General features: G+C 71.7%; 19 protein-coding genes. 9 read left to right on the top strand and 10 right to left on the bottom strand.

What is annotated here, in order from left to right:
• Positions 1 to 11 precede the first annotated feature (11 nt).
• Genes ACQEWB_RS39170 through ACQEWB_RS39160 form a run of 3 tightly spaced genes read left to right on the top strand, consistent with a single transcriptional unit; the run spans position 12 to position 3,778 of the window.
• Positions 12 to 1,511 carry a family 43 glycosylhydrolase gene (locus tag ACQEWB_RS39170; protein ID WP_432839777.1) on the top strand — a complete coding sequence of 500 codons (1,500 nt, stop codon included), beginning with the start codon at positions 12 to 14 and terminating at the stop codon, positions 1,509 to 1,511.
• 14 nt (positions 1,512 to 1,525) lie between these two features.
• The gene (locus ACQEWB_RS39165) at positions 1,526 to 2,965 is read left to right on the top strand and encodes a family 43 glycosylhydrolase (RefSeq protein WP_432839775.1); all 1,440 of its coding nucleotides are present in this window, start codon (positions 1,526 to 1,528) and stop codon (positions 2,963 to 2,965) included.
• A gap of 60 nt (positions 2,966 to 3,025) precedes the next feature.
• Positions 3,026 to 3,778 carry a polysaccharide deacetylase family protein gene (locus ACQEWB_RS39160; RefSeq protein ID WP_432844233.1) on the top strand — a complete coding sequence of 251 codons (753 nt, stop codon included), beginning with the start codon at positions 3,026 to 3,028 and terminating at the stop codon, positions 3,776 to 3,778.
• 18 nt (positions 3,779 to 3,796) lie between these two features.
• On the opposite strand, the gene ACQEWB_RS39155 is transcribed toward ACQEWB_RS39160, so the two are convergent.
• On the bottom strand, positions 3,797 to 5,017 hold the full coding sequence (locus ACQEWB_RS39155) for a cytochrome P450 (protein ID WP_432839773.1): 1,221 nt from the start codon (positions 5,015 to 5,017) through the stop codon (positions 3,797 to 3,799).
• Between the two features lie 85 nt (positions 5,018 to 5,102).
• Positions 5,103 to 6,116 carry a DUF2278 family protein gene (locus ACQEWB_RS39150; RefSeq protein WP_432844231.1) on the bottom strand — a complete coding sequence of 338 codons (1,014 nt, stop codon included), beginning with the start codon at positions 6,114 to 6,116 and terminating at the stop codon, positions 5,103 to 5,105.
• Positions 6,117 to 6,319: 203 nt separating this feature from the next.
• Here ACQEWB_RS39150 and ACQEWB_RS39145 point away from each other — a divergent pair, with 203 nt between their 5' ends.
• A complete protein-coding gene (locus tag ACQEWB_RS39145) occupies positions 6,320 to 6,760 on the top strand; it encodes an SRPBCC family protein (RefSeq protein ID WP_432839771.1) in 441 nt (146 codons plus the stop codon).
• A gap of 9 nt (positions 6,761 to 6,769) precedes the next feature.
• On the opposite strand, the gene ACQEWB_RS39140 is transcribed toward ACQEWB_RS39145, so the two are convergent.
• Positions 6,770 to 7,363, bottom strand: a complete 594-nt coding sequence (locus tag ACQEWB_RS39140; protein ID WP_432839769.1) for a TetR/AcrR family transcriptional regulator — start codon at positions 7,361 to 7,363, stop codon at positions 6,770 to 6,772.
• Between the two features lie 89 nt (positions 7,364 to 7,452).
• Between ACQEWB_RS39140 and ACQEWB_RS39135 the strand changes: the two genes are divergently transcribed.
• Together ACQEWB_RS39135 and ACQEWB_RS39130 are read left to right on the top strand one after the other, a co-directional pair.
• Positions 7,453 to 8,523 carry a saccharopine dehydrogenase NADP-binding domain-containing protein gene (locus ACQEWB_RS39135; RefSeq protein ID WP_432839767.1) on the top strand — a complete coding sequence of 357 codons (1,071 nt, stop codon included), beginning with the start codon at positions 7,453 to 7,455 and terminating at the stop codon, positions 8,521 to 8,523.
• A 113-nt stretch (positions 8,524 to 8,636) separates the two neighbouring features.
• Positions 8,637 to 10,919, top strand: a complete 2,283-nt coding sequence (locus ACQEWB_RS39130) for a protein kinase domain-containing protein (protein WP_432839765.1) — start codon at positions 8,637 to 8,639, stop codon at positions 10,917 to 10,919.
• Positions 10,920 to 10,929: 10 nt separating this feature from the next.
• Here ACQEWB_RS39130 and ACQEWB_RS39125 read toward each other — a convergent pair whose 3' ends face one another.
• The 5 genes from ACQEWB_RS39125 to ACQEWB_RS39105 all read right to left on the bottom strand — a co-directional run bounded on the left by ACQEWB_RS39125 (position 10,930) and on the right by ACQEWB_RS39105 (position 17,688).
• Complete coding sequence (locus ACQEWB_RS39125; protein WP_432839763.1) at positions 10,930 to 12,105, bottom strand: XdhC family protein; 1,176 nt, start codon at positions 12,103 to 12,105, stop codon at positions 10,930 to 10,932.
• 49 nt (positions 12,106 to 12,154) lie between these two features.
• Complete coding sequence (locus ACQEWB_RS39120) at positions 12,155 to 13,612, bottom strand: NCS2 family permease (RefSeq protein ID WP_432839761.1); 1,458 nt, start codon at positions 13,610 to 13,612, stop codon at positions 12,155 to 12,157.
• Positions 13,613 to 13,784: 172 nt separating this feature from the next.
• Positions 13,785 to 16,181: a xanthine dehydrogenase family protein molybdopterin-binding subunit gene (locus ACQEWB_RS39115; protein WP_432839759.1), complete on the bottom strand. Its 2,397-nt coding sequence runs from the start codon at positions 16,179 to 16,181 to the stop codon at positions 13,785 to 13,787.
• 2 nt (positions 16,182 to 16,183) lie between these two features.
• Entirely contained in the window at positions 16,184 to 16,795 is a 612-nt protein-coding gene (locus tag ACQEWB_RS39110; RefSeq protein ID WP_432839757.1) for a (2Fe-2S)-binding protein, read from the bottom strand.
• A complete protein-coding gene (locus tag ACQEWB_RS39105; RefSeq protein ID WP_432839755.1) occupies positions 16,795 to 17,688 on the bottom strand; it encodes an FAD binding domain-containing protein in 894 nt (297 codons plus the stop codon). Before ACQEWB_RS39105 ends, ACQEWB_RS39110 begins: the two co-directional genes overlap by 1 nt.
• Before the next feature lie 261 nt (positions 17,689 to 17,949).
• On the opposite strand from ACQEWB_RS39105, the gene ACQEWB_RS39100 reads away from it, so the two are divergent.
• From ACQEWB_RS39100 to ACQEWB_RS39090, 3 genes are all read left to right on the top strand, one after another.
• Complete coding sequence (locus ACQEWB_RS39100) at positions 17,950 to 19,650, top strand: PucR family transcriptional regulator (protein WP_432839753.1); 1,701 nt, start codon at positions 17,950 to 17,952, stop codon at positions 19,648 to 19,650.
• Between the two features lie 152 nt (positions 19,651 to 19,802).
• Entirely contained in the window at positions 19,803 to 20,585 is a 783-nt protein-coding gene (locus tag ACQEWB_RS39095; protein WP_432839751.1) for a hypothetical protein, read from the top strand.
• A gap of 90 nt (positions 20,586 to 20,675) precedes the next feature.
• Positions 20,676 to 21,188: a DUF2231 domain-containing protein gene (locus ACQEWB_RS39090; protein ID WP_432839749.1), complete on the top strand. Its 513-nt coding sequence runs from the start codon at positions 20,676 to 20,678 to the stop codon at positions 21,186 to 21,188.
• 14 nt (positions 21,189 to 21,202) lie between these two features.
• On the opposite strand, the gene ACQEWB_RS39085 is transcribed toward ACQEWB_RS39090, so the two are convergent.
• Both ACQEWB_RS39085 and ACQEWB_RS39080 read right to left on the bottom strand, forming a co-directional pair.
• Positions 21,203 to 21,511, bottom strand: a complete 309-nt coding sequence (locus tag ACQEWB_RS39085) for a hypothetical protein (protein ID WP_432839747.1) — start codon at positions 21,509 to 21,511, stop codon at positions 21,203 to 21,205.
• Positions 21,512 to 21,639: 128 nt separating this feature from the next.
• Positions 21,640 to 22,443, bottom strand: a complete 804-nt coding sequence (locus ACQEWB_RS39080) for a GntR family transcriptional regulator (protein ID WP_432839745.1) — start codon at positions 22,441 to 22,443, stop codon at positions 21,640 to 21,642.
• Positions 22,444 to 22,542: the final 99 nt, after the last annotated feature.

Here is a 22,542-nt window from a genome sequence, read left to right as displayed (position 1 = left end):
GACGGTCTCGTATGCCTCGGACCCACTTCAGGGCGCGCCGCGGATCTCTGCTCCTCGGCGTGCTCGCCGTACTCCTCGCCCTCGTGGCGGCGCCCCAGCCCGCCGCCGCGGCGGACGGGCGCCCCTACACCAATCCGCTCAAGTCGTCGAAGGGCGCCGATCCCTGGCTGGAGTACTACGACGGCAACTACTACCTGGTCACCACGACGTTCACCGGCATCCTCGGCATGCGGAAGTCGCCGACCCTGGCGGGGCTCGCCACCGCGCCGAACGTCCAGGTGTGGTCGGACACCACCTCGACGCGGAACACCAACATCTGGGCGCCGGAGATCCACTTCGTCGACGGCCACTGGTACCTGTACTACTCGGCCGGCCAGAGCGGCGTGGCCTGCTGCGACTCCCAGCGCACGCACGTGCTGGAGAGCGCCGGGACCGATCCGCTCGGCCCGTACACGTACAAGAACACGCTCACCGGCTCCAACCTCTCCCCGAGCGGCTGGCTGATCGACGCGAGCGTGCTCCAGACCGGCGGCAAGCTGTATCTCGTCGGCAGCGGGTTCGTGAACGGCAGTGCGCAGAGCCTGGTCATCGCGCCGATGAGCAACCCGTACACCCTCTCCAGCAGCACTTTCTCGGTCATCTCCAGCCCCACGCTGAGCTGGGAGACCTCGGGCGGCGCGGTCAACGAGGGGCCCGAGCCGCTGTACCACGACGGCCGCACCTTCCTGACGTACTCGGCGAGCTTCTGCGGGACGGCCGACTACAAGCTGGGCCAGCTGGAGTTGACGGGTTCGGACCCGCTCAGCGCCTCGTCCTGGACCAAGAAGTCGACGCCGGTCTTCCAGCGCAGCGACGCAGGCGGGGTCTACGGGCCCGGCCACAACGGCTTCTTCACCTCGCCGGACGGCACCGAGAACTGGATCGTCTACCACGCCAACTCCTCATCCTCCGGCGGCTGCGGCAACGGACGGACCACCCGCGCCCAGAAGTTCACCTGGAACGCCGACGGCACCCCGGACTTCGGCACCCCGGTCGCCCTCGGCAGCACACTCCCCGGCCCGTCCGGCGAGACGGCGGCGACCCCGACCTCGTACACCCTGGTGAACCGCAACAGCGGCAAGTGCCTTGACGTGGACGGCGGCAGCACGGCCGACGGGGCGAACGTCTTCCAGTGGACCTGCAACGGCGGCTCCAACCAGAAGTGGAAGGTCGAGGACCTGGCCGACGACACCAACCGGCTGGTGAACGTGGCCACCGGCAAGGTGCTGGACACCGCCGACTGCTCGACCGCCGACGGGGCCGACATCCGGCAGTGGTCCTGGCTGAACAACAAGTGCCAGCGCTCCCGGCTCGTGTTCACGGCCACCGGTGACTACGTCCGGATCGTCAACGAGAACAGCGGCAAGGTCGCCGACGTGGCCGACTGCGGCACCGCGAACGGCACCGACGTACGGCAGTGGACCTGGCTGGACAACACCTGCCAGCAGTGGCGCCTCGTCCCGACGACCTGACCCGGAGAACTCCCTTGAGACGCACAGTCGTACGACTGCTGACGGCCGTCCTCGCCGCCGTCCTGATCGGCGTGGGCGTACCGGCCCACGCGGCCGCCCCGGACTCCCCCGCCGTGACGTACACCAACCCGATCGCGGAGAAGCGCGCCGACCCGCACATCATCAAACACACCGACGGCTACTACTACTTCACCGCGACCGTCCCCGAGTACGACCGCATCGTGCTGCGCCGGGCCACCACCATCCAGGGCCTCTCGACGGCCGCCGAGACCACCATCTGGACCAAGCACAGCAGCGGGATCATGGGCGCGCACATCTGGGCGCCGGAGATCCACTTCATCGACGGCAAGTGGTACGTCTACTTCGCCGCCGGATCCACCAGTGACGTGTGGGCGATCCGGATGTACGTCCTCGAAGGCACCGGCGCCAACCCGCTGACCGCGACCTGGACCGAGAAGGGACAGATCACGACCACGTGGGAGAGCTTCTCGCTGGACGCGACGACCTTCGTCGTGAACGGCGTGCGCTATCTGGCGTGGGCCCAGCGCAACCCGTCGGAGGACAACAACACCAGCCTGTTCATGGCGAAGTTGGCCAACCCGTGGACGATCAGCGGGACTCCGACCGAGATCTCACAGCCGACGCTCTCCTGGGAGACCGTCGGCTACAAGGTCAACGAGGGCCCGGCGGTGATCCAGCACGGCGGCAAGGTCTTCCTGACGTACTCGGCGAGCGCCACGGACGCCAACTACTGCCTGGGGATGCTGACCGCGTCCGCGACGGCGGATCTCACCGACTCGGCTTCCTGGTCGAAGAGTTCGACGCCGGTGTTCCAGACCAGCGCCGCGACCTCGCAGTACGGTCCGGGCCACAACTCGTTCACCACGTCCGAGGACGGCAAGTCGGACATCCTCGTCTACCACGACCGCAGCTACAAGGACATCACCGGCGACCCGCTCAACGACCCCAACCGCCGCACCCGGGTCCAGAAGGTCTACTGGAAGGCCGACGGAACTCCGGACTTCGGCATCCCGGTGGCCGACGGGGTCACGCCGCAGCGCTTCTCGTCGTACAACTACCCGGACCGTTTCGTTCGGCACTGGGAGTACCGGGCGAAGATCGAAGCGAACGTCTCACCGCTCGCGGACTCGCAGTTCAGGGTGGTCACGGGTCTCGCCGGCACCGGGACGGTCTCGCTGGAGTCGGCGAACTTCCCCGGCTACTACCTGCGCCACAAGAACTTCGAGGTGTGGCTGGAGAAGAACGACGGGACGACGACCTTCGCCTCGGACGCGAGCTTCTACCAGCGGGCCGGGCTCGCGGACTCGGCGGGCGTCTCCTACGAGTCGTACAACTACGCGGGCCGCTACATCCGGCACTACGACTACCTGCTCTACGTGCAGACCCCCGGCACGACGACCGACAAGGGGGACGCCACCTTCTACGGACAGTAACTATAAACAGCATGTATAATCGCTGTGTATAGTCCCGGCATGCCTTCTCTGACCAGGAAGATGAAGAAAACGGGGACCGGGTTGCGTGCCGTCGCGATGATCGCGGCGGCCGCCTCCCTGGCGCTGACCGGCTGCGCCGAGGTCGACGCGACCGCGCCCAGCGCCGCGCGTGCCCATGTCTCGACGCAGGCCCGCTTCGGGACCGTCGACTGCCGTGAGGCCAAGTGCGTGGCGCTGACCTTCGACGCGGGACCGAGCGAGAACTCCGCCCGGCTGCTGGACATCCTGAAGGAGAAGCAGGTCCCGGCGACCTTCTTCCTCCTCGGCAAACGGCACATCGAGAAGTACCCGGAGCTCGTCAGACGGATGGCGGCCGAGGGGCACGAGGTGGCCAGCCACACCTGGGACCACAAGATCCTGACCCGAATAGGTCCCGAGCGGATACGCGAGGAGCTGGAGCGCCCGAACGCGGCGATAGAGCGCCTCACCGGCCACCGGCCCACCCTGATGCGCCCGCCCCAGGGCCGCACCGACGCCACCGTGCACGACATCTGCCGCGAGCTGGGCATGTCCGAGGTGCTGTGGAGCGTGACCGCCAAGGACTACACGACCACCGACTCCGACCTGATCACCGAGCGCGTCCTCGCCCAGGTCTCCCGGGACGGGATCATCCTGCTGCACGACATCTACCAGGGGACCGTGCCCGCCGTGCCGGGCATCATCGACGCGCTCAAGTCGCGGGGGTACGTGTTCGTGACCGTGCCGCAGCTGCTCGCGCCCGGGAAGGCGGAGCCGGGGAAGGTGTACCGGTGAGGTCCGCCCGCTCCGGGCTCACCAGGTGAGGCGCAGGGCCTCAGGGGAGCGGTGGATCATCGTCGGACGCATGGTGACCGGGTGATCGTCCGCGAGCCTGAGGCCCGGCAGCCGACGGGTCAACTCCTCAAGGGTGAGCCGGAGTTGCTCGCGGGCCAGCTGGGAGCCGGGGCAGCCGTGCACGCCCAGGCCGAAGGCGAGGTGGCGTTCGGGGGTGCGGGTGATGTCGAACTCGTCGGGGTTCGGGTGGCGGCCGGGGTCGCGGTTGGCGGCTCCGAAGGCGAGGAACAGGCTGGAGCCGGGCGGCAGTTCGGTGCCGGCCAGGGTGACCGGGCCGGTGGTGACCCGGCGGAAGCCCTGGAGGGCGCCGTCGTAGCGGGCGGCCTCCTCGACGGCCGCCGGGATCCGCTCCGGCTCGGCGCACAGCAGCTCCCACTGGCGGGGGTGCCGGAGCAGGTGCAGCACGGTCGTGCCGATCAGCGCGGTGCTGGTCAGGTGCCCGGCGATCAGCAGGTTCTGGAGGTGGGCGACGAGCTCGTGCCGGTGTTCCAGGGTGAGTTCGCCCTCGTTCTCGTCGGCGACCGACCTGACCAGTTCGGTGCACAGATCCTCGCGGGGCTCGGCGTGACGCTCGCGCGCGTACCGGTCCAGGGTGTGCTGCATCGCGACGACGTCCTCGGCCGCGGCGACCTGCTCGGCCTCCTCCATCGGGCGGAACAGCAGCTGCTCGGCGCGGTGGCCGCCGTGCACGACGGCGGGGACGTCCGCCGGGTCGAGGCCGACGATGCGGCCGATGACCTCGCCGGGGAGCTTCCCGGCGTACGCCGACATCAGCTCGACCCGGCCGTCCTTCACGAAGCCGTCGACCAGGGCGGCGGCCCGCTCGGCGGCGTACGGCAGCACCGCCGCGACCCGGGCCGGCGAGAGCCCGCGGACGATCGGCGCCCGTAACCGCTGGTGCTGGGAGCCGTCGGTGGTGACGACGACCGGCCGCCCGCCGAAGCCGCCGCCGAGGACGGCCAGGGCGGCGGGCGCGGGCATGACGTCCGGGATCAGGGCGTTCGCCGAGGAAAAGTCCTGCGGCCGGCGCAGGACTTCCCGTACGTCGGCGTCCCGGGCGACCAGCCAGGCGTCGAGTTCGGGGACGAACGTGAACCCCTCGGCCTGCCGGGCGCGCTCGTAGTGCGGGTACGGATCGCGCTGCAACTCGTCGCGTCTGCCCAGCAGTTCACGGTCCACGGGACACCCTCCGGCCGGCGGTGGTGCGGTCGCGCTCATGGTGCCGTACAGGTGTGCGGGTGCGGTAGGTGTTCTACGGGCTTCGTCAGAACACCACCGTCCACCCCTCCCGGGACGCCTGCTCGGCGGTGTACGACACGCCGTGCACCTTCAGGCCCGCCCGGTCGAGGAGGGTGATCTCCCCGCCTCGGTTGCCGAGTTGGGCGCCGCCGGCCAGCGGCACGGTCAGGCAGCCGCCGGGGGCGAGCGGGCCCGCCGGCACCACCGCGGAGGACTGGCCGATGCGGTCCACGATCCGCCAGCCGGCGAGGTCGACGCCCGCCGGTGAGGCGTTGATCAGGGTGACCGTCTCCGCCTCGGGCGCCGGGCCGGGCGGGTTGACGAACGCGGCGACGATCCGGACGGGCTGGGTGCCCGGTTCGGGCTTGCCGGGCTCGACGTTGCCGAGGGCGTGCCCGGTAGCGTCGTCCGTGTGCCAGGCCTGGCTCTGGAAGGCGAGGAAGATGCCGACCCAGCGGCCGTCGGCGGGGAAGTGGATGAGGATCCCGCCGTCCTGCCACACCCCGTCGTCGCCCTGGAACTTCCGGCTGTTGCCCTGGTTCATGTGGATGTCGTGCACGCCGTTGCCGGGCAGGAAGTCGAACACCTTGTCCTTGACGGTGGGTTCGGGCCCGAAGCGCTCACCGAAGACGTACAGCCGGGCCTGCTGGTCGTCGACCGCGCGCCGGACGTAGTGGTCGAGGAGGTCGGCCAGGTCGTTGTCCGGCCCGGAGCGGTCCGGCGGCAGGGTGCGCAGCTTCGCCGGGTCGAACAGGTTGCCGCGGACGAAGTCGAGGTTGGGTCCGCCGGGCCCGGGCGGCAGCGTGTTCCAGCCGCTCGGCAGGCCTTCCAGACGGGCCGTGACGGGGTGCCGGAAGTCCTCGTCGACCAGGTAGAGCAGCTCGGAGGGGCGCTCCTGGGAGAGGACGTTGACGGCGGCCCGGAAGTGCGTGCCGGCGTCGTCGGTGAGGTGGATCTGGTAGTGCGGCGTGTCCTTGGCGCCCTCGCGGCGGGTGTCGATCGCGCGTGTGATGAGTACGCCGTAGGCCTTGAGCGGCATGACGTCCAACTTCCCCCGGGGGCAGGCGGATTGCCCGCCCATGGAGGGAATCGTAACGGGATGGCACTTATGTCACCCAGGTGTTGCGTCATTCCGTCGGCATCGTCCTGTCTACGCCGTTCGCCGATGACATCGCTGGGCCAAGTGCGTGACGCGTCGGTGAACAGCGCTCTGAGCAGCCGGAATTCCCTACGATTCGTATCGTGGTGAACTTCCTCCTCGAACGCACGGCACCGCTTCCCCTCCCGGAGGCCTGGCGCCGCCTCACGGAGTGGCCCCGCCACGGCGAGGTGGTCCCGCTGACCCGGGTCGCGGTGTCCCCTCCCCCGCCGACCGGCGTGGGCACCCTCGTCGTGGCCCGCTCCGGGCTCGGTCCGCTCTCCTTCGACGACCCGATGGAGGTCACGGTGTGGCAGCCGCCGACGGAGGACACGCCCGGCCGCTGCCGACTGGAGAAGCGCGGCCGGGTGGTGCGGGGGTGGGCCGAGATCGAGGTACGGCCGGGACCCGGGGGCCGTAGCCGGATCGTCTGGCGGGAGGAGCTGGCGGTGCGATGGCTGCCGGGGCTCTTCGACCCGCTGCTGCGGGGTGCGGCGGTGTACGTGTTCGGGCGGGCGGCGAATCGGTTGCTCAGGATGGAGTGACCGCGGACTTCAGGCCGTGCCACCCAGCAACCGCCCCGCCTCCCCCACCACCACCGGCAGCACGGCCTCCGGATCCTCCGCGCGGGCCAGCAGCATGCCGCCCTCGCACAGGGCGCCGAAGACGAGTTGGCAGCGGGCCGTGAGGGCGGTGTCCGTGGTGCCGCCCTCGGCGCGGACCGCGTCCTCCATCGCCGCCCGCAGGACACGCAGGGCATGGCCGTACTCGATCTCGCGGACCTCCTCCCAGCCGAGCACGGACGGTCCGTCGAGCAGGACGACGCGCCGGAAGGCCGGGTCCAGGCAGTGCTCCAGGAAGGTGCGGGCGCCCGCCAGGAGCGCGCCGCGCGGGTCGGGTGCGGCGGCGCCGGCCGCGGTGAGGGCCTCGGTGAGGCGTTCCTGGTGGCGTACGAAGACCGCCCTGAACAGGGCCGCCTTGCCGCCCGGGAAGTGATGGTAGGCGGCGCCCTTGGTGACCCCGGCCGCCGCCGCGACGGCGTCGAGGGACGCGCCGGCGTAGCCGTACCGCCCGAACAACTCCTCGGCCGCCTCGACCAGTTGGGCGGTGGTGGCGCCGGAGCGCTCGGCCTGGGTGCGCCGGACCATGTGACTCTCAATTCCCTTGACAGGCATACCGGGGGTACGTAACTTAGCCGATCCGGTTACATACCCTCGGTATGGAAGTGAGCCGAGCCATGACGGCACAGGCATCGCACCACGAGTCCCGGAACACACCTCTCTTCGCGGTCTACGGTGCCAACGGGCACACCGGGCGGCTGGTCGCCGCCGAACTCCACTCCCGTGGCGAGGAGTTGATCCTCGCCGGCCGCAACGAGCAGGCGCTGCGCGCCCTCGCGGGCGAGCTGGGCGGCGAGCGCGTCCGCGTCCACCCGGCCACGGTCGACGACCGCCCCGCGCTGCGCGCACTCGCCGAGAGCGCGGACGTGATCATCCACTGCGCGGGCCCGTTCACCACCACCGCCGAGCCGGTGGCCACCGCTGCCGCCGAGACCGGCACGGCCTACGTCGACCACGCGATCGAGCCCCACCCGGTCAAGCATCTCTTCGACGACCTCCAGGCCACCGCCGAACGCACCGGCGCCGTCCTCATCCCCCAGCTGAGCTTCTACGGCGGCCTCGGCGACCTTCTCGCCGCGGTCGCCGCCGCCGGTCTCCCCGCCGTCGACAAGGTCACCGTCGGCTACGCGGTCACCGGCTGGCGGATGACGCAGGGCGCGGTGAACACGGCGAACCTGCTGATCGGCGAGATCGACCGGATCGGCTTCCGCGACGGCGCCCAGGTCGTCGGGCCGGTGGAGATCCGCAACGCGGTGTTCCCCTTCCCGCCCCCGGTGGGCCCGCGCACGACGATCGTGCCGTTCCCCTCGGGCGAGGTCGTCACCATCCCCCGGCACGTCCCCGCCCGCACGGTCGAAGTCCAGCTCACCGCCTCGACGTTCGAGGAGGAGCAGATCTTCACGAGTGTCGACGCGAGCCCCGAGGAGCGGGCCCGCACCGAGTTCACGGTCGCGGTCCAGGTGACGGCCGCCGGTGGCGGCGGGCGCAACGCGCACGTGCGCGGGCGGGACATCTGGCGGGCGGGCGCGGTGGCCTCGGTGGAGGCGGCGCTGCGGCTGGCACGCGGCGAAGGGCCGGGGAAGACAGGGGTGTTGAGCGCGGCGGAGGCCTTCCCTGCCCGGCCCTTCCTGGAACGGCTGGCGGAGCTGGGGACGTTCACGGCCACGCTGCCGCCGGAGTCGTCCTGACCGTTCCGGCGCCCACGGCCGGTGACCGGTGTTCGCCATGGTGAACCGACGCCTTACTCTGATGCCCCTGAACGGCCCTGGCGGGCACGGGTACGCGGAAAGGTGACCGGCGCATGTCGCTGAGCTCCGGGGACGGCGAGTCCATAGGCGGCTATACGCTGATCGACCGGCTCGGCAGCGGTGGGATGGGCGTCGTACATCTCGGGCTGTCGGCTTCCGGGCGGCAGGTGGCGATCAAGGTCGTGCACGCCCAGTACGCGCTGGACGAGGAGTTCCGGGCCCGCTTCCGGCAGGAGGTCGCGGCCGCGCGGCGGGTGAGCGGGGCGTTCACGGCACCGGTGGTCGACGCCGACCCGGACGCCGAACTGCCGTGGATGGCAACGCTGTACGTGCCCGGGCCCACCCTGTCCGAGGCGATCGCCGAGAAGGGGCCGTTGAGCGGGCGCGCGCTGCGGACGCTCGCGCTCGGGCTCGTCGAGGCGCTGCGGGACATCCACCGGGCGGGCATGGTGCACCGGGATCTCAAGCCGAGCAATGTGCTGATGGCGGAGGACGGTCCGCGGGTCATCGACTTCGGGATCTCGCGGGCCGCCGACAACGAGGACCTGACCGTGACCGGGCGGCTGATCGGCACCCCGCCCTTCATGTCGCCGGAGCAGTTCGCCGCGCCGAAGGACGTGACCGGCGCCTCGGACGTGTTCTCGCTGGGCTCGCTGCTCGTGTACGCGGCGACCGGGAACCGGCCCTTCGACGGCGGCAGCCCGTACCTGACCGGCTACCAGGTGATGTACGAGGCGCCCCGGCTGGACGGGGTCGCGGAGCCGCTGCGGAGCATCGCCGCGCGCTGCCTGGACAAGGACCCGGACGCGCGGCCCCGACTGGCCGAACTGCACGACCTGTTGCGGAGGCTGCCGGACGGGGCGAGCACCCTCGCCGTGCCGGAGTACGCGAGCGCCCACACGGTGCCGGACTTCACGGGCGGCCGGTCCCCGGCGGATCCGACGGTCGCTCCGAGGCCCGCCGGGGCGAGGGGCGCCGGCGGCCGTCGCGTACGGCGGATCCTCCTCGGCGTCGGCACGGTGCTGGTGGTGGGCGTGGCCGGGCTCACGGCGATGCACATGACGGCGGATCCGCAGCCGGCCGGCGACTCGGCCGCCCCCGGGTCCTCGGCGACCGGCTCTCCCGTGGCCGCGCTGCCCGCGGGCTGGCAGCCCTGGCGGGCGGAGCTGCGTATCGCGAAGAAGGGCGACCCGCTGGAATTCCTGCAGTCCGGCTGTGTGCCGGGCGGCTCCACCGCCCTGTACTGCGCGGGCACCGGCTCCACGGTGACCAGGCTCGACGCCGCGTCCGGCCGGGTCGTGTGGCGGCACGGCACCAACCCGGAGACCTCGCTCCCGATCGGGGTCCGGGACGGCCGCGTCTACACCTACCGCAATCCGGACCCGACCGACAGGTACGTCACCCTTCAGCTGGTCGCGCTGGACGCGAACACCGGGGCCGAGCTGTGGAACCACCCGGTCGCCGAGAGCCAGCCGGCCCGCCTGTTCAGCCGGGGCATCCTGACGATGGACGCCACCCGGACCGACCTCGTCGCCTACGACGCGACGGGCCGCCGGCTGTGGAGCACGCCCGCGAAGTCGGCCTCCGGGAACGCCTGTACGCCTACGGTGCTGAACGGCGCCCCGTACGCGCTGTGCATCCCGGCGGACGATCCGAGCGGCGGGGACGTCGGCCTGCTGCGGCTCGACCCGGCCGACGGAACGTCGACCGAGATCGCCACGCTGCCCAAGGGGACGGTGCCGCTGGGCGTCCTCGACGGCCGGCTGCTGTTCGCCGTACCCAAGCTGGGCGTGGGCCAGTTCGGCAGCACCGACGACCAGCGGTACAGCGCCCTGATGTCGGTGAGTCCGAGCACCGGCACCGTCGACCGGGTCCCGCTGCCGGACCTGCCGCGCGGCACGCCGACCCTCCTCGAGGGCGCCATCGACTTCGTGCGCCCCGGCGGAACGGTCACCGCCGTGGGCGCGGCCGACGGCAAGCGGCTGTGGCAGCGGTCGACGAAGTTCGAGAACCTTTCTGCGCCGGTCTACTCAGCCAAGTACGACGCGCTGTACCTCGCCGACCGGGCCGGCCGCCTGCTGGCCCTGGACCCCGGCACCGGGACGGTCCGCTGGCGCACGGCCGCGATCGGCGATCCGGGAACCACCGCACAGACCACCAGGGCGTATGTGAGCCTCGTCAAGGACGCGATCGTGGCCGCCGCGGGCGACACGGTCTTCTCGGTACGACCGGACCGGCCCTCGGTGGCGGCCTCGTCGGGGTCGAACACGTCCGGGAAGACGCCGAGCCCAGCGACCGTGATGCCGACGCCGGCCCCGACCGAGGCCTCGGGCTGAGGGTCGTCCCTCAGGCCACCGAGCCGATGCGCCGCGCCGGCAGCGAGGTCGGGTCGTGGTGGATCGGTGTGTGCGCGCCGGTGAGTGAGATCCCGCTGCCGCCCCGCCTGTTCGCGACGATCTCCGAGGCGATCGACAGGGCCGTCTCCTCGGGGGTACGGGCGCCGAGGTCGAGGCCGATCGGGGAGCGCAGGCGGGCCAACTCGAGTTCCGTGACGCCGACTTCGCGCAGGCGGTCGTTGCGCTCCAGGTGGGTGCGGCGGGAGCCCATCGCTCCGACGTAGGCGACGGGCAGGCGCAACGCCAGCTGGAGCAACGGGACGTCGAACTTGGCGTCGTGGGTGAGGACGCACAGCACGGTCCGGCCGTCGACCTGCGTGCGCTCCAGGTACTTGTGGGGCCACTCGACGACGATCTCGTCGGCCTCCGGGAAGCGGGTCTTGGTGGCGAACACCGGGCGGGCGTCGCACACCGTCACCCGGTAGCCCAGGAACTTGCCGATCCGGACCAGCGCCGAGGCGAAGTCGATCGCGCCGAAGACGATCATCCGGGGCGGCGGCACCGAGGACTCGACCAGGACCGTGAGCGGTGCTCCGCAGCGAGAGCCCTGCTCTCCGATCTCCAGGGTGCCGGTGCGGCCCGCGTCCAGGAAGGCGGACGCCTCGGCGGCGACCGTGCGGTCCAGCTCCGGATGGGCGCCGAAGCCGCCCTCGTACAGACCGTCGTACGAGCCGTCGTAGGAACCCTTGGAGTTCACCAGCAGGGCGCAGCCGAGGAGTTCGGCCGGTCCGGAGACGATCCGCGCCACCGCCGCCGCCTCCCCACGAGCGGCGGCGGACAGCGCGGACGCGAGCACCGGGCGGGCCGGATCGGCGGCCCGTACCGGGGTGACGAGGATGTCGATGATGCCGCCGCAGGTCAGGCCAACGGCGAAGGCGTCCTCGTCGCTGTAGCCGAACCTCTCCAGGACGGTTTCGCCGTCCGCGAGGGCCTGTCGGCACAGCTCGTACACGGCACCCTCCACACAGCCGCCGGAGACCGAGCCGATCGCCGTGCCGTCGGCGTCCACCGCGAGGGCGGCGCCGGGCTGGCGAGGGGCGCTGCCGCCGACGGCCACCACGGTGGCCACGGCGAAGTCGCGTCCCTGCTCGACCCACCGGTTCAGCTCCTCGGCGATGTCCAGCATCTCTCGGTCTCCTTAACAGCGGTTGCGGGGAGGGTACTTGGGCGGGCGGCTAGTGCACGCCCAGCCAGCTCTCAATGGGATTGAGGGCGAAATAGACCAGGAAGATCACTGTCAGGCCCCACATGAAGGCGCCGATCTCCCGGGCCTTGCCCTGGGCGGCCTTGATGGCGACGTAGGAGATGACTCCGGCCGCGACGCCCGCCGTGATCGAGTACGTGAACGGCATGATCACGACGGTCAGGAAGACCGGGATCGCGGTGGCGCGGTCGGCCCAGTCCACGTGCCGGGCGTTCATCAGCATCATCGAGCCGATGACCACCAGGGCGGCGGAGGCGACCTCCTGCGGCACGATCGCGGTGAGCGGGGTGAAGAAGAGACAGGCCGCGAAGAACAGGCCGGTCACCACCGAGGCGAGTCCGGTACGGGCGCCCTCGCCGACGCCGGTGGCCGACTCGATGAAGACGGTCTGGCCCGAGCCGCCGGCCACACCGCCGATCGCGCCGCCCGCGCCGTCGATGAACAGCGCCTTGGAGAGGCCCGGCATCCGGCCCTTGTCGTCGGCCAGCTCGGCCTCGGTGCCGACGCCGATGATGGTGGCCATCGCGTCGAAGAACCCGGCGAGCACCAGGGTGAAGACGATCATGCCGACCGTCATGGCGCCGACCTTGCCCCAGCCGCCGAACTCGACGTCGCCCATGAGCGAGAAGTCGGGCATGGAGACCGCGCTGCCGTGCAGCTCGGGGGCGCCGCCGGCCCACTGCTCGGGGTCGATGGCGCCGGCCGCGTTCAGGATCGCGGCGACGACCGTGCCGGTGACGATGCCGATGAGGATGGCGCCAGGGAAGTTGCGGGCCTGAAGCATGAAGATCAGGAGCAGGGTGCCGGCGAACAACAGGACCGGCCAGCCGGCGAGTTCGCCCGCCGGGCCGAGGGTGACGGGGGTGGCCTTGCCCTGGTGCACGAAGCCGGACTTGTAGAAGCCGATCAGGGCGATGAACAGGCCGATGCCCATCGTGATCCCGTGCTTGAGGGCGAGCGGGATCGCGTTCATGATCATCTCGCGCAGGCCGGTGACGACGAGAAGCATGATGACGACGCCGTACATCACGCACATGCCCATGGCCTGCGGCCAGGTCATCTGGGGCGCGACCTGCGAGGAGAGCACTCCGGAGACGGAGAGGCCGGCGGCGAGGGCGAGGGGCACCTTGCCGAAGAAGCCCATCAGCAGCGTGGTGAAGGCCGCCGCGAACGCGGTCGCGGTGATGAGTGCCTTCTGTCCGAGCGTGTCCCCGGCCACGTCCTTGCCGGACAGGATCAGGGGGTTGAGCAGGAGGATGTACGCCATCGCCATGAAGGTCGTGACGCCGCCGCGCACCTCGCGCGCGACGGTGGATCCTCGCTGGGATATGTGGAAGTACCGGTCGAGCCACGAACGTCCGGCGGGGATACGGCTGCCCGTACCCGCTTCCTCCGAGACGGTCTGCGGCTCCAGTGACTGCTGGGTCATGTGGGCCTACTCCCAAGGTTCAAAGGGGCACCCGCGAACTGCTTCGAAAGGTGCGGGATTTGGGAAGGTGCTTCGGCCGCACGACCCGGGGGACGGCCCGAGACGAACGAACTGGCTGCTCCGGGCGGCACATCGAAGTGTGACGTTCCCTGTACCGCCCGGAGGGACTTGGCTACGCCTTGCCCGTGAGGTGCTCCGGGCGTACCGGCGTCCTGTTCAGCTCCAGGCCGGTCGCTTCGCGGATCGCCGCGAGGACAGCGGGAGTCGACGACAGGGTGGGTGCCTCACCGATGCCGCGCAGCCCGTACGGGGCGTGCTCGTCGGCGAGTTCGAGGACGTCGACCGGGATGATCGGCGTGTCGAGGATGGTCGGGAGCAGGTAGTCCGTGAAGGACGGGTTCCTGACCTTGGCGGTCTTGGGGTCGACGATGATCTCCTCCATCACCGCGATGCCCATGCCCTGGAGGGTGCCGCCCTGGATCTGGCCGAGGACGGAGAGCGGGTTGAGCGCCTTGCCGACGTCCTGGGCGCAGGCCAGCTCGATCACCTTGACCAGGCCGAGCTCGGTGTCGACCTCGACGACGGCGCGGTGCGCGGCGAAGGAGTACTGGACATGGCCGTTGCCCTGGCCGGTGCGCAGGTCGAAGGCCTCGGTCGGGCGGTGCCGCCACTCCTCCTCCAGCTCTACGACCTCGCCCTCCAGGACGTCCGCCAGGTCGACGAGGACCTCCCCGCCGTCCGTGACGACCTTGCCGCCCTCCAGGAGCAGTTCGGCGGTGGCCCAGGCGGGGTGGTAGGTGCCGAACTTGCGCCGGCCGATCTCCAGCACCCGCTCCCGGACGAGTTCGCAGGCGTTCTTCACGGCGCCACCGGTGACGTACGTCTGACGCGACGCGGAGGTCGAACCGGCGCTGCCCACCTGGGTGTCGGCGGGGTGGATGGTCACCTGGGCGACGCCCAGCTCGGTGCGGGCGATCTGCGCGTGGACGGTGACGCCGCCCTGGCCGACCTCCGCCATCGCGGTGTGCACGGTCGCGACGGCCTCGCCGCCCACGACCTCCATGCGCACCTTGGCCGTCGAGTAGTCGTCGAAGCCCTCGGAGAAGCCGACGTTCTTGATGCCGACCGCGTAGCCGACACCCCGTACGACGCCTTCGCCGTGGGTGGTGTTGGACAGACCGCCGGGCAGCTGCCGTACGTCCGCGCCCTCGCTGGACTCCCACTGGCGCTCCGGCGGCAGCGGCATCGACCTGACGCGGCGCAGGAGTTCGGCGACGGGCGCGGGCGAGTCCACCGGCTGCCCGGTCGGCATGATCGTGCCCTGCTCCATGGCGTTGAGCTGCCGGAACTCCACCGGGTCCATGCCGAGCTTCTTCGCCAGCCTGTCCATCTGCGCCTCGTAGGCGAAGCACGCCTGGACCGCGCCGAAGCCGCGCATGGCGCCGCAGGGCGGGTTGTTGGAGTAGAGGGCGATGGCCTCGATGTCGACGTCGTCGATGACGTACGGGCCGACGCTCAGGGAGGAGGCGTTGCCGACGACCGCGGGGGACGCCGACGCGTAGGCGCCGCCGTCGAGCACGATCCGGCACTTCATGTGGGTGAGCTTGCCGTCCTTGGTCGCCCCGTGCTCGTAGTAGAGCTTGGCCGGGTGGCGGTGGACGTGCCCGAAGAAGGACTCGAAGCGGTTGTAGACGATCTTGACGGGCTTGCCGGTGCGCATGGCCAGCAGACAGGCGTGGATCTGCATCGACAGGTCCTCGCGGCCGCCGAACGCGCCGCCGACGCCGGCCAGCGTCATCCGTACCTTCTCCTCGGGCAGGCCGAGGACGGGCGCGATCTGGCGCAGGTCGGAGTGGAGCCACTGGGTGGCGATGTAGAGGTGGACGCCGCCGTCCTCCTCGGGCACGGCGAGGCCGGACTCGGGGCCGAGGAAGGCCTGGTCCTGCATGCCGAAGGTGTACTCGCCCTCGACGACGACATCGGCGCGCTTGCGGGCCTCGGTCACGTCGCCGCGGACGATCGGCTGGCGGTGCACGATGTTCGGGTGCGGGACGTGCCCGATGTGGTGGTCGTCGCGGCCCTCGTGGACGAGGATCGCGTCCGGGGCGGTCGCGGAGGCCTCGTCGGTGATGACGGGCAGCTCGCGGTACTCGACCTTGATCTTGGCGGCCGCGCGGCGGGCCGTCTCCGGGTGGTCGGCGGCGACGATCGCGACGGGCTCGCCGTGGTGGCGTACCTTGCCGTGCGCGAGGACCGGGGTGTCCTGGATCTCCAGGCCGTAGTTCTTCACCTCGGTCGGCAGGTCGTCGTACGTCATGACGGCGTAGACGCCCGCGGTCTTCAGCGCCTCGCTGGTGTCGATCGAGACGATCTCGGCGTGCGCGACGGTGGACCGGAGGATCTGGCCCCAGAGCATGTCCTCGTGCCACATGTCGGACGAGTACGCGAACTCGCCGGTGACCTTGAGGGTGCCGTCCGGGCGGAGCGTGGACTCGCCGATGCCGCCCTTGGTCTGGGAACCCTGGGTGACCTTGGTGGGAGTACCGATGGGAGCGCCGTTGGTAGGCACGGTCAGACCGCCTCTCCCTGCCGGGCGGCCGCCAGGCGGACCGCGTCCATGATCTTCTCGTAGCCCGTGCAGCGGCACAGGTTGCCCGAGAGCGCCTCGCGGATGTCCGCGTCGCTCGGGCTGGGGTTGCGCTCCAGCATCTCGTCGGCGGCGACCAGCAGACCCGGGGTGCAGAAGCCGCACTGGACGGCGCCGGCGTCGATGAACGCCTGCTGGATGGGGGCGAGTTCGGTGCCCTCGCCGGTCTGCGAGTCCGCCGCCCGTGGGCGGAGCCCACTATCGGACGGGCGTGCCTCCCACCGCTTGGCCGAGTCGAGCGACGTACCGCAGGCGCCGGTGGCGCAGCCGCCGTGCTCCTCGCGCTGCTTGGCGTACTCCGCGAGGCCCTCGACGGTCACGACCTCGCGGCCCTCGACCTGCCCGGCGGCGACCAGACACGAACAGACCGGGACGCCGTCCAGGCGGACCGTGCAGGAACCGCACTCGCCCTGCTCGCAGGCGTTCTTGGAGCCGGGAAGGCCGAGGCGCTCCCGCAGCACGTACAGCAGGGACTCGCCCTCCCACACGTCGTCGGCTTCCTGCGGACGGCCATTGACAGTGAAGTTGACGCGCATCAGGCGACTCCCTCCGTGCGAGCGGCGGTGCCGCGGTACGACTCCCAGGTCCAGGTGAGCGTCCGGCGGGCCATGACGCCGACCGCGTGGCGGCGGTAGCTCGCGGTGCCCCGGACGTCGTCGATCGGGTTGCAGGCTGCGGAGCACAGGTCCGCGAACTGCTTGGCGACCGACGGGGTGATGATCTTTCCGTTGTCCCAGAAGCCGCCCTCTTCCAGCGCGGCGTTCAGGAACTCCTCCGCGGCCTTCGCCCGGACCGGGGTCGGGGCGGCCGAGCCGATGCCGGTGCGGACCGTGCGGGTCTCGGGGTGCAGCGCGAGGCCGAAGGCGCACACGGCGATGACCATCGCGTTGCGGGTGCCGACCTTGGAGTACTGCTGCGGGCCGTCCGCCTTCTTGATGTGGACGGCGCGGATCAGCTCGTCGGGCCGGAGCGCGTTGCGCTTGACGCCCGTGTAGAACTCGTCGATCGGGATCAGCCGGGTGCCGCGGGCCGCGGACTCCACCTCGACGTCGGCGCCGGCCGCGAGGAGCGCGGGGTGCGCGTCACCGGCGGGCGAGGCGGTGCCGAGGTTGCCGCCGACGCCGCCGCGGTTGCGGATCTGCGGGGAGGCGACCGTGTGCGAGGCGAGCGCGAGGCCCGGCAGCTCGGCACGGAGGTTGTCCATGATGGCGGTGTACGGGACGGAGGCCCCGAGCCGTACCGTGTCCTCGCCGGTCTCCCACTCGGTGAGGTCGCCGATCCGGTTCAGGTCGAGCAGGTACTCGGGCCGGCGGTGGTCGAAGTTGATCTCGACCATCACATCGGTGCCGCCCGCAATGGGCACAGCGGTGGGGTGCTCAGCCTTGGCGGCGAGCGCCTCCTCCCAGCTGGCGGGGCGAAGGAAGTCCATGACCGGCTCTCTTCTTCGTCTCGTGGGTGGCTCGTTCACGTGCTGTTTACGTGGAGTGGGGTCAGTACACAGCGGCGTACTCCGCCTCGGTCAGTCACGGAAACCATGAAGGAGTTGGCTGGCCAGGGCGGGCATCTTGTAGATTCGTATGAACGGAGGCCATCAGTAACCTCCCTGTCTTCCTGTAGAAACGCAGGAAACAGCCACATCCACCCTCCAACCCTCATCGTAGATTTCGAGACAAAGATCGGCGGCGACGAGATGCGGCTGCGCGCACTGCTGGACACCGATGCGCTGGGCCTCAGGCTGCTCGGCGGCGAGGACGAGCTGGACCGCGCCGTGCGGGGTGTGATGACCACCGACCTCCGCGACCCCAGCCGCTACCTCTCGGGCGGCGAGCTGGTGCTCACGGGCCTGGCCTGGCGCCGGGACGCCGACGACTCGGAGCCGTTCGTACGGATCCTGGCGCAGGCCGGCGTGACCGCGCTGGCCGCGGGCGAGGCGGAGCTCGGGGACATCCCGGACGACCTGGTGCTGGCCTGCGCCCGGCACCGGCTGCCGCTGTTCGCGGTGCACGAGTCGGTGGCGTTCGCGACGATCACCGAGCATGTCGTCCGGCAGGTCAGCGGCGAGCGCGCGGGCGATCTCGCGGCCGTCGTCGACCGGCACCGGCGGATGATGACCTCGGGCCCGGCGGGCGGCGGCCCGGACGTGGTCCTGGACCTGCTCGGCTCCGACCTGGACCTGCGGGCCTGGGTGCTGTCCCCCACCGGACGGCTGATCGCCGGCACCAAGGTCGCGGGCTCCGGGCTGCCCGCCGACGTCTGCGCCCGGCTGGCCGCCGAGCAGCTCGCCGCCGCCCGCACGGGCCGCCGCGGACCGCACCGGGTGACGCTCGGACCGTCGACGTACAGCCTCTTCCCGATCCGCAGCTGGGGGCACCGCCCAGCGGTAGCTGGGGGAGGCCGCGCCGCACAGGCCTCCCGGGACGTGCGCGAGACGGTGCTGTCGGACTGGCTGCTGGCCGTCGAGGCGGACGCGGGCGACTGGCCGGCCGAGCGCCTCGACCTGCTCCAGGGCGTCACCCAGCTGATCTCCGTCGAGCGGGACCGCCGGGACGCCTCCCGGACGGTCCGGCGGCGGCTCGCCCAGGAGGTCCTGGAGCTGGTCCAGACGGGCGCGGCGCCCGCCGAGATCGCCGCGCGCCTGAGGGTGGCCGCCCCGGTGCTGCTGCCCGGCCTGGGGGCCGCCCCGCACTGGCAGGTCGTGGTGGCCCGGGTGGACTGGGCGGGCAGTGACATCGAGGCCGGTCCGGTCGCCCAGGCGCTCCTGGAGGAGATCCTGGTCGACCCGCTGGCCACCGGCCCCGAGCCCTCGGACCGGATCGCGGTGGCCCACACCGGGGACGAGGCGATCGCCCTCGTACCGCTGCCGGCCGTCTCCGCGGAGCACGACGGCTCCGAGTCCGGGATCCTCGCCGACGCGCTGCTCGAGTCCGTACGGGATCCGCTGTCGGCCGGGCTCGACGACGACGGGCAGGTCACGCTGGGCGTCAGCGCGGCCGTGCACTCGGCGGAGGGGCTGCGCGGGGCGCTGGAGGAGGCGCGGCACGCGCGGCGGGTGGCGGCGGCGCGGCCCGGGCGGGTGTGCGCGGCGGGGCACCAGGAGCTGGCCTCGCATGTACTGCTGCTGCCGTTCGTGCCGGACGACGTGCGGCGCGCCTTCACCGCGCGGCTGCTCGACCCGCTGCGGGACTACGACCGCCGGCACCGCGCCGAGCTGATCCCGACCCTGGAGGCCTTCCTCGACTGCGACGGCTCCTGGACGCGCTGTGCGACCCGGTTGCACCTGCACGTCAACACGCTGCGCTATCGCGTGGGGCGGATCGAGCAGTTGACGAGTCGTGACCTTTCCCGACTGGAGGACAAGCTCGATTTCTTCTTGGCATTGCGGATGAGTTGAGCCCACCGGGCCGTCGGACCGGGTGGCACCAAGTGCCGTCCGGGTCGCACGACTTTGTGAAATCCTTCACCCACCCCCTTGGCCCCGCGCTGATATTCGTGCTGAGATGCGGCCACCACTCAAAGCTCGACGGCGCGCTCGGGGAGGGCAACGTGGCGCATTCCGCCATGTCTGGTACCGGAACGACCGAAGGTGACGATCCCCTCCAGACCGCGGTATGGCGGCTGCGCTCGCGCGCCTGCTGGACCGACGCGGCGGCGCTGCTGCACCCGGTGGACGCCGCGTCCGCGCTGCAACGGACCTCGCTGCTGGTGGAGAAGTGCCTCTACACCGAGCAGGGGTGGGAGGAGGCCGAGGACGCGCTGCGGACCGCGGAGGCCCTCGCCCACACCGACGACGAGCGCGGGGCGGCCGCTTGTGAACGCGGGCAACTTGCGTACGCGGCGACCCTGCACTCAGTGCGCGACCGGGCCGACGAGGCGCGGGCCGCGCTGGGGCGGGCGGCGGCGCTGATCCCGCCGGGGGCGCCGGGGCGGGCGGTGCTGGACTTCCGGCGCGGGCTGCTGGCGGAGAACCTGGCCCGCTCCCCGCAGGCCGCGCGGGCCGCGTACCGCCGGGCACACGCGGCCGCCACGGCCCACTCGGATCCGCTGCTGCTCTCCTTCACCTGGCGCCACCTGGCCGGACTCGCCCTGCGGGACGGGGAGTTGGCGGAGGCGCGGCACGGGTTCGCCGAATCGCTGCGGATCCGCGAGGAGTTGGGCTACCTGGTCGGCACGGCGCCCGCGCTGGCCTCGCTGGCCGACGCGGAGGTGGAGCCGGAGGCGTCGAGGCTGCGCGAGGAGGCCCGCCGGCTGTTCCGGCTGCTGGGCGGCGTACCGACTTGGCTGGCACGGCAGTTGGCGCCGCCGGCGCCGGGGGCGGCGACGGCCTGAGGGCGCTCCTGGAGGGCCGCGCCGACTCAGAGGAACCTGAGAAGTTCCTGTGCGAGGCTGGCGCGCCCCACCCCCTTGGAGGATCTACCGATGAGCCTTGTCAACGGCTTGCCCGCGCATGTCCTGTTGGTCCATTTCGTCGTCGTACTGGTGCCGCTGACCGCGTTGGCGCTGGTGACCGCGGCGCTGTGGCCGCGGGCCGCCCGCCGGATGGGCGTCGTGCTGCCGCTGCTGGCCCTGGTGACGCTGGCGAGCGTGCCGCTGACCACGAGCGCCGGTGAGTGGCTGGAGGAGCATGTGCCCGAGAACTCGCTCGTCGAGCAGCACGCGGAGCTGGGAGACGGGCTGCTCCCGTGGGCGCTGGGCCTGTTCGTGCTGGCGACGGCCGTGTGGTGGACGGTCCGCCGGACGCCCGCCCCGGAGGCCGCCGGCGCGTCCGGCACCCGTACGGCCTCGGTCGTCCGGGTCGCGGCCGCCGTGCTGTCCTTCGCGGTCGCGGCGGGCGCCGTCGTCGACGTCTACCGGATCGGCGACTCCGGCGCGAAGGCCGCCTGGCAGAACGGCTACTCGAAGTCGGCGACGAACTCGCGCGACGGCGACTGAGGCCTCACCCGGTCTCAGCCGTTCTGGATCCGCGCCAGCAGATGCTGGATCGACCCCAGTATCGAGTCGCGCAGCGCGGTGTCCTTGGCGAGGACGACGACCACGGCGACCAGGACCAGGAACGAGAGGAGGCCACCGCCCCGGCCGCCCCGGTACGCCCCGGGGCTCGGTGCGGGCGGCGGCCGGTGGCCGTTGCGGATGGCGTGGTCGACGGCCCGCTGATGGGCCCGCATGGCCTGCTGGTGCGCCTGCTGGCTGGCCTGCTGCGACTGCTGCTGGGCCTGCTGGGCGGCCTGCTGGGCGTAGAAGGACGGATCGGGCATCGGTCTCACCTCCGGCGGCGGCACTCTCCGTGCCGTGTGCGGGGTGTCACGCCGGTCGCGGGCCGGTGAGTTCCCGGGGTCGCGAACCGTCACGTGGAGCCGACGATTCTGTGACGCCGGTCACGACCTCAGGACGCACCGCCGAAGTGTTCGACCACCAGCGCCCGCACCAGGTCCGGGTCCCGGGCGATCAACGCGTCCAGCAGCGCGGTGTGTTGGGCCGCGTCCGCCATCAGGTCGGCCCGGCCCCGGGCGGCCGGGGCGGCGCCCACCAGGGGCCACTGGGCGCGGCGGTGGAGGTCGTCGGAGATCCGGACCAGCTGCTCGTTGCCCGAGAGGGCGAGGACCGCCCGGTGGAAGGTGCGGTCGGACTCGGCGTACGTGGCCCGGCAGCCGGAGGCGGCGGCGCGGACCGTGGCCTCGGCGAGCGGGCGCAGTTCCGCCCAGCGCTCCACCGGCACCGCGCGGGCCAGCCGGAGCACGACCGGGACCTCGATCAGGGCGCGCACCTCGGCCAGTTCGGCCAGTTCGCGGGTGCCGCGCTCGACGACGCGGAAGCCCCGGTTGGGGACGACCTCGACGGCGCCTTCGAGGGCCAGCTGCTGCATGGCCTCCCGGACGGGCGTCGCGGAGACCCCGAACCGCTCGCCCAGCGCCGGCGCCGAGTACACCTCGCCCGGCGTCAGCTCGCCCGCGACCAGCGCGGTGCGCAGCGCGTCGAGTATCTGGCCGCGCACGGAGGCCCGCTGGACCAGCCGCGGGCGGGGGATCGGCGGCTCGCTGTGGGTGTGCTCACCGCGCGTAGCACCGGCGGCGACACCCCGCTCCCGGTCCACGTCCGCGGCCAGCGGCTGCGACGGCACCCGGGGCACACCGGTCGCCCGGACCTCCGGAATTCCCGTCTCCGCGGAGCCCTGCGTGCTCTGCCTCACGGGTCCTCCTCGGGACGTGTCGGTACTTGGGGAGATTACGGGGGGTTGTTACTCGTCCGTCAAGCACCATAAGCGCACAAGCCGCCAGTTCAAAGATTG

It is taken from the genome of Streptomyces sp. CA-249302 (genome assembly GCF_050936785.1).
Classification (GTDB): domain Bacteria; phylum Actinomycetota; class Actinomycetes; order Streptomycetales; family Streptomycetaceae; genus Streptomyces.
The sequence above is the reverse complement of the archived record's forward strand: the minus strand, read 5'-3'. Positions and strand labels throughout refer to the sequence as shown.

What these genes read in the sequence shown, in the direction of transcription:
- ACQEWB_RS39090 (WP_432839749.1), top strand. Translation starts at nt 20,676, where the DNA reads ATGAGCCTTGTCAACGGCTTGCCCGCGCATGTCCTGTTGGTCCATTTC.
- ACQEWB_RS39170 (WP_432839777.1), top strand. Translation starts at nt 12, where the DNA reads ATGCCTCGGACCCACTTCAGGGCGCGCCGCGGATCTCTGCTCCTCGGC.
- ACQEWB_RS39120 (WP_432839761.1), bottom strand. Translation starts at nt 13,612, where the DNA reads ATGACCCAGCAGTCACTGGAGCCGCAGACCGTCTCGGAGGAAGCGGGT.
- ACQEWB_RS39100 (WP_432839753.1), top strand. Translation starts at nt 17,950, where the DNA reads ATGCGGCTGCGCGCACTGCTGGACACCGATGCGCTGGGCCTCAGGCTG.
- ACQEWB_RS39135 (WP_432839767.1), top strand. Translation starts at nt 7,453, where the DNA reads ATGACGGCACAGGCATCGCACCACGAGTCCCGGAACACACCTCTCTTC.
- ACQEWB_RS39140 (WP_432839769.1), bottom strand. Translation starts at nt 7,363, where the DNA reads ATGGTCCGGCGCACCCAGGCCGAGCGCTCCGGCGCCACCACCGCCCAA.
- ACQEWB_RS39130 (WP_432839765.1), top strand. Translation starts at nt 8,637, where the DNA reads ATGTCGCTGAGCTCCGGGGACGGCGAGTCCATAGGCGGCTATACGCTG.
- ACQEWB_RS39125 (WP_432839763.1), bottom strand. Translation starts at nt 12,105, where the DNA reads ATGCTGGACATCGCCGAGGAGCTGAACCGGTGGGTCGAGCAGGGACGC.
- ACQEWB_RS39105 (WP_432839755.1), bottom strand. Translation starts at nt 17,688, where the DNA reads ATGGACTTCCTTCGCCCCGCCAGCTGGGAGGAGGCGCTCGCCGCCAAG.
- ACQEWB_RS39110 (WP_432839757.1), bottom strand. Translation starts at nt 16,795, where the DNA reads ATGCGCGTCAACTTCACTGTCAATGGCCGTCCGCAGGAAGCCGACGAC.
- ACQEWB_RS39085 (WP_432839747.1), bottom strand. Translation starts at nt 21,511, where the DNA reads ATGCCCGATCCGTCCTTCTACGCCCAGCAGGCCGCCCAGCAGGCCCAG.
- ACQEWB_RS39150 (WP_432844231.1), bottom strand. Translation starts at nt 6,116, where the DNA reads ATGCCGCTCAAGGCCTACGGCGTACTCATCACACGCGCGATCGACACC.
- ACQEWB_RS39160 (WP_432844233.1), top strand. Translation starts at nt 3,026, where the DNA reads ATGAAGAAAACGGGGACCGGGTTGCGTGCCGTCGCGATGATCGCGGCG.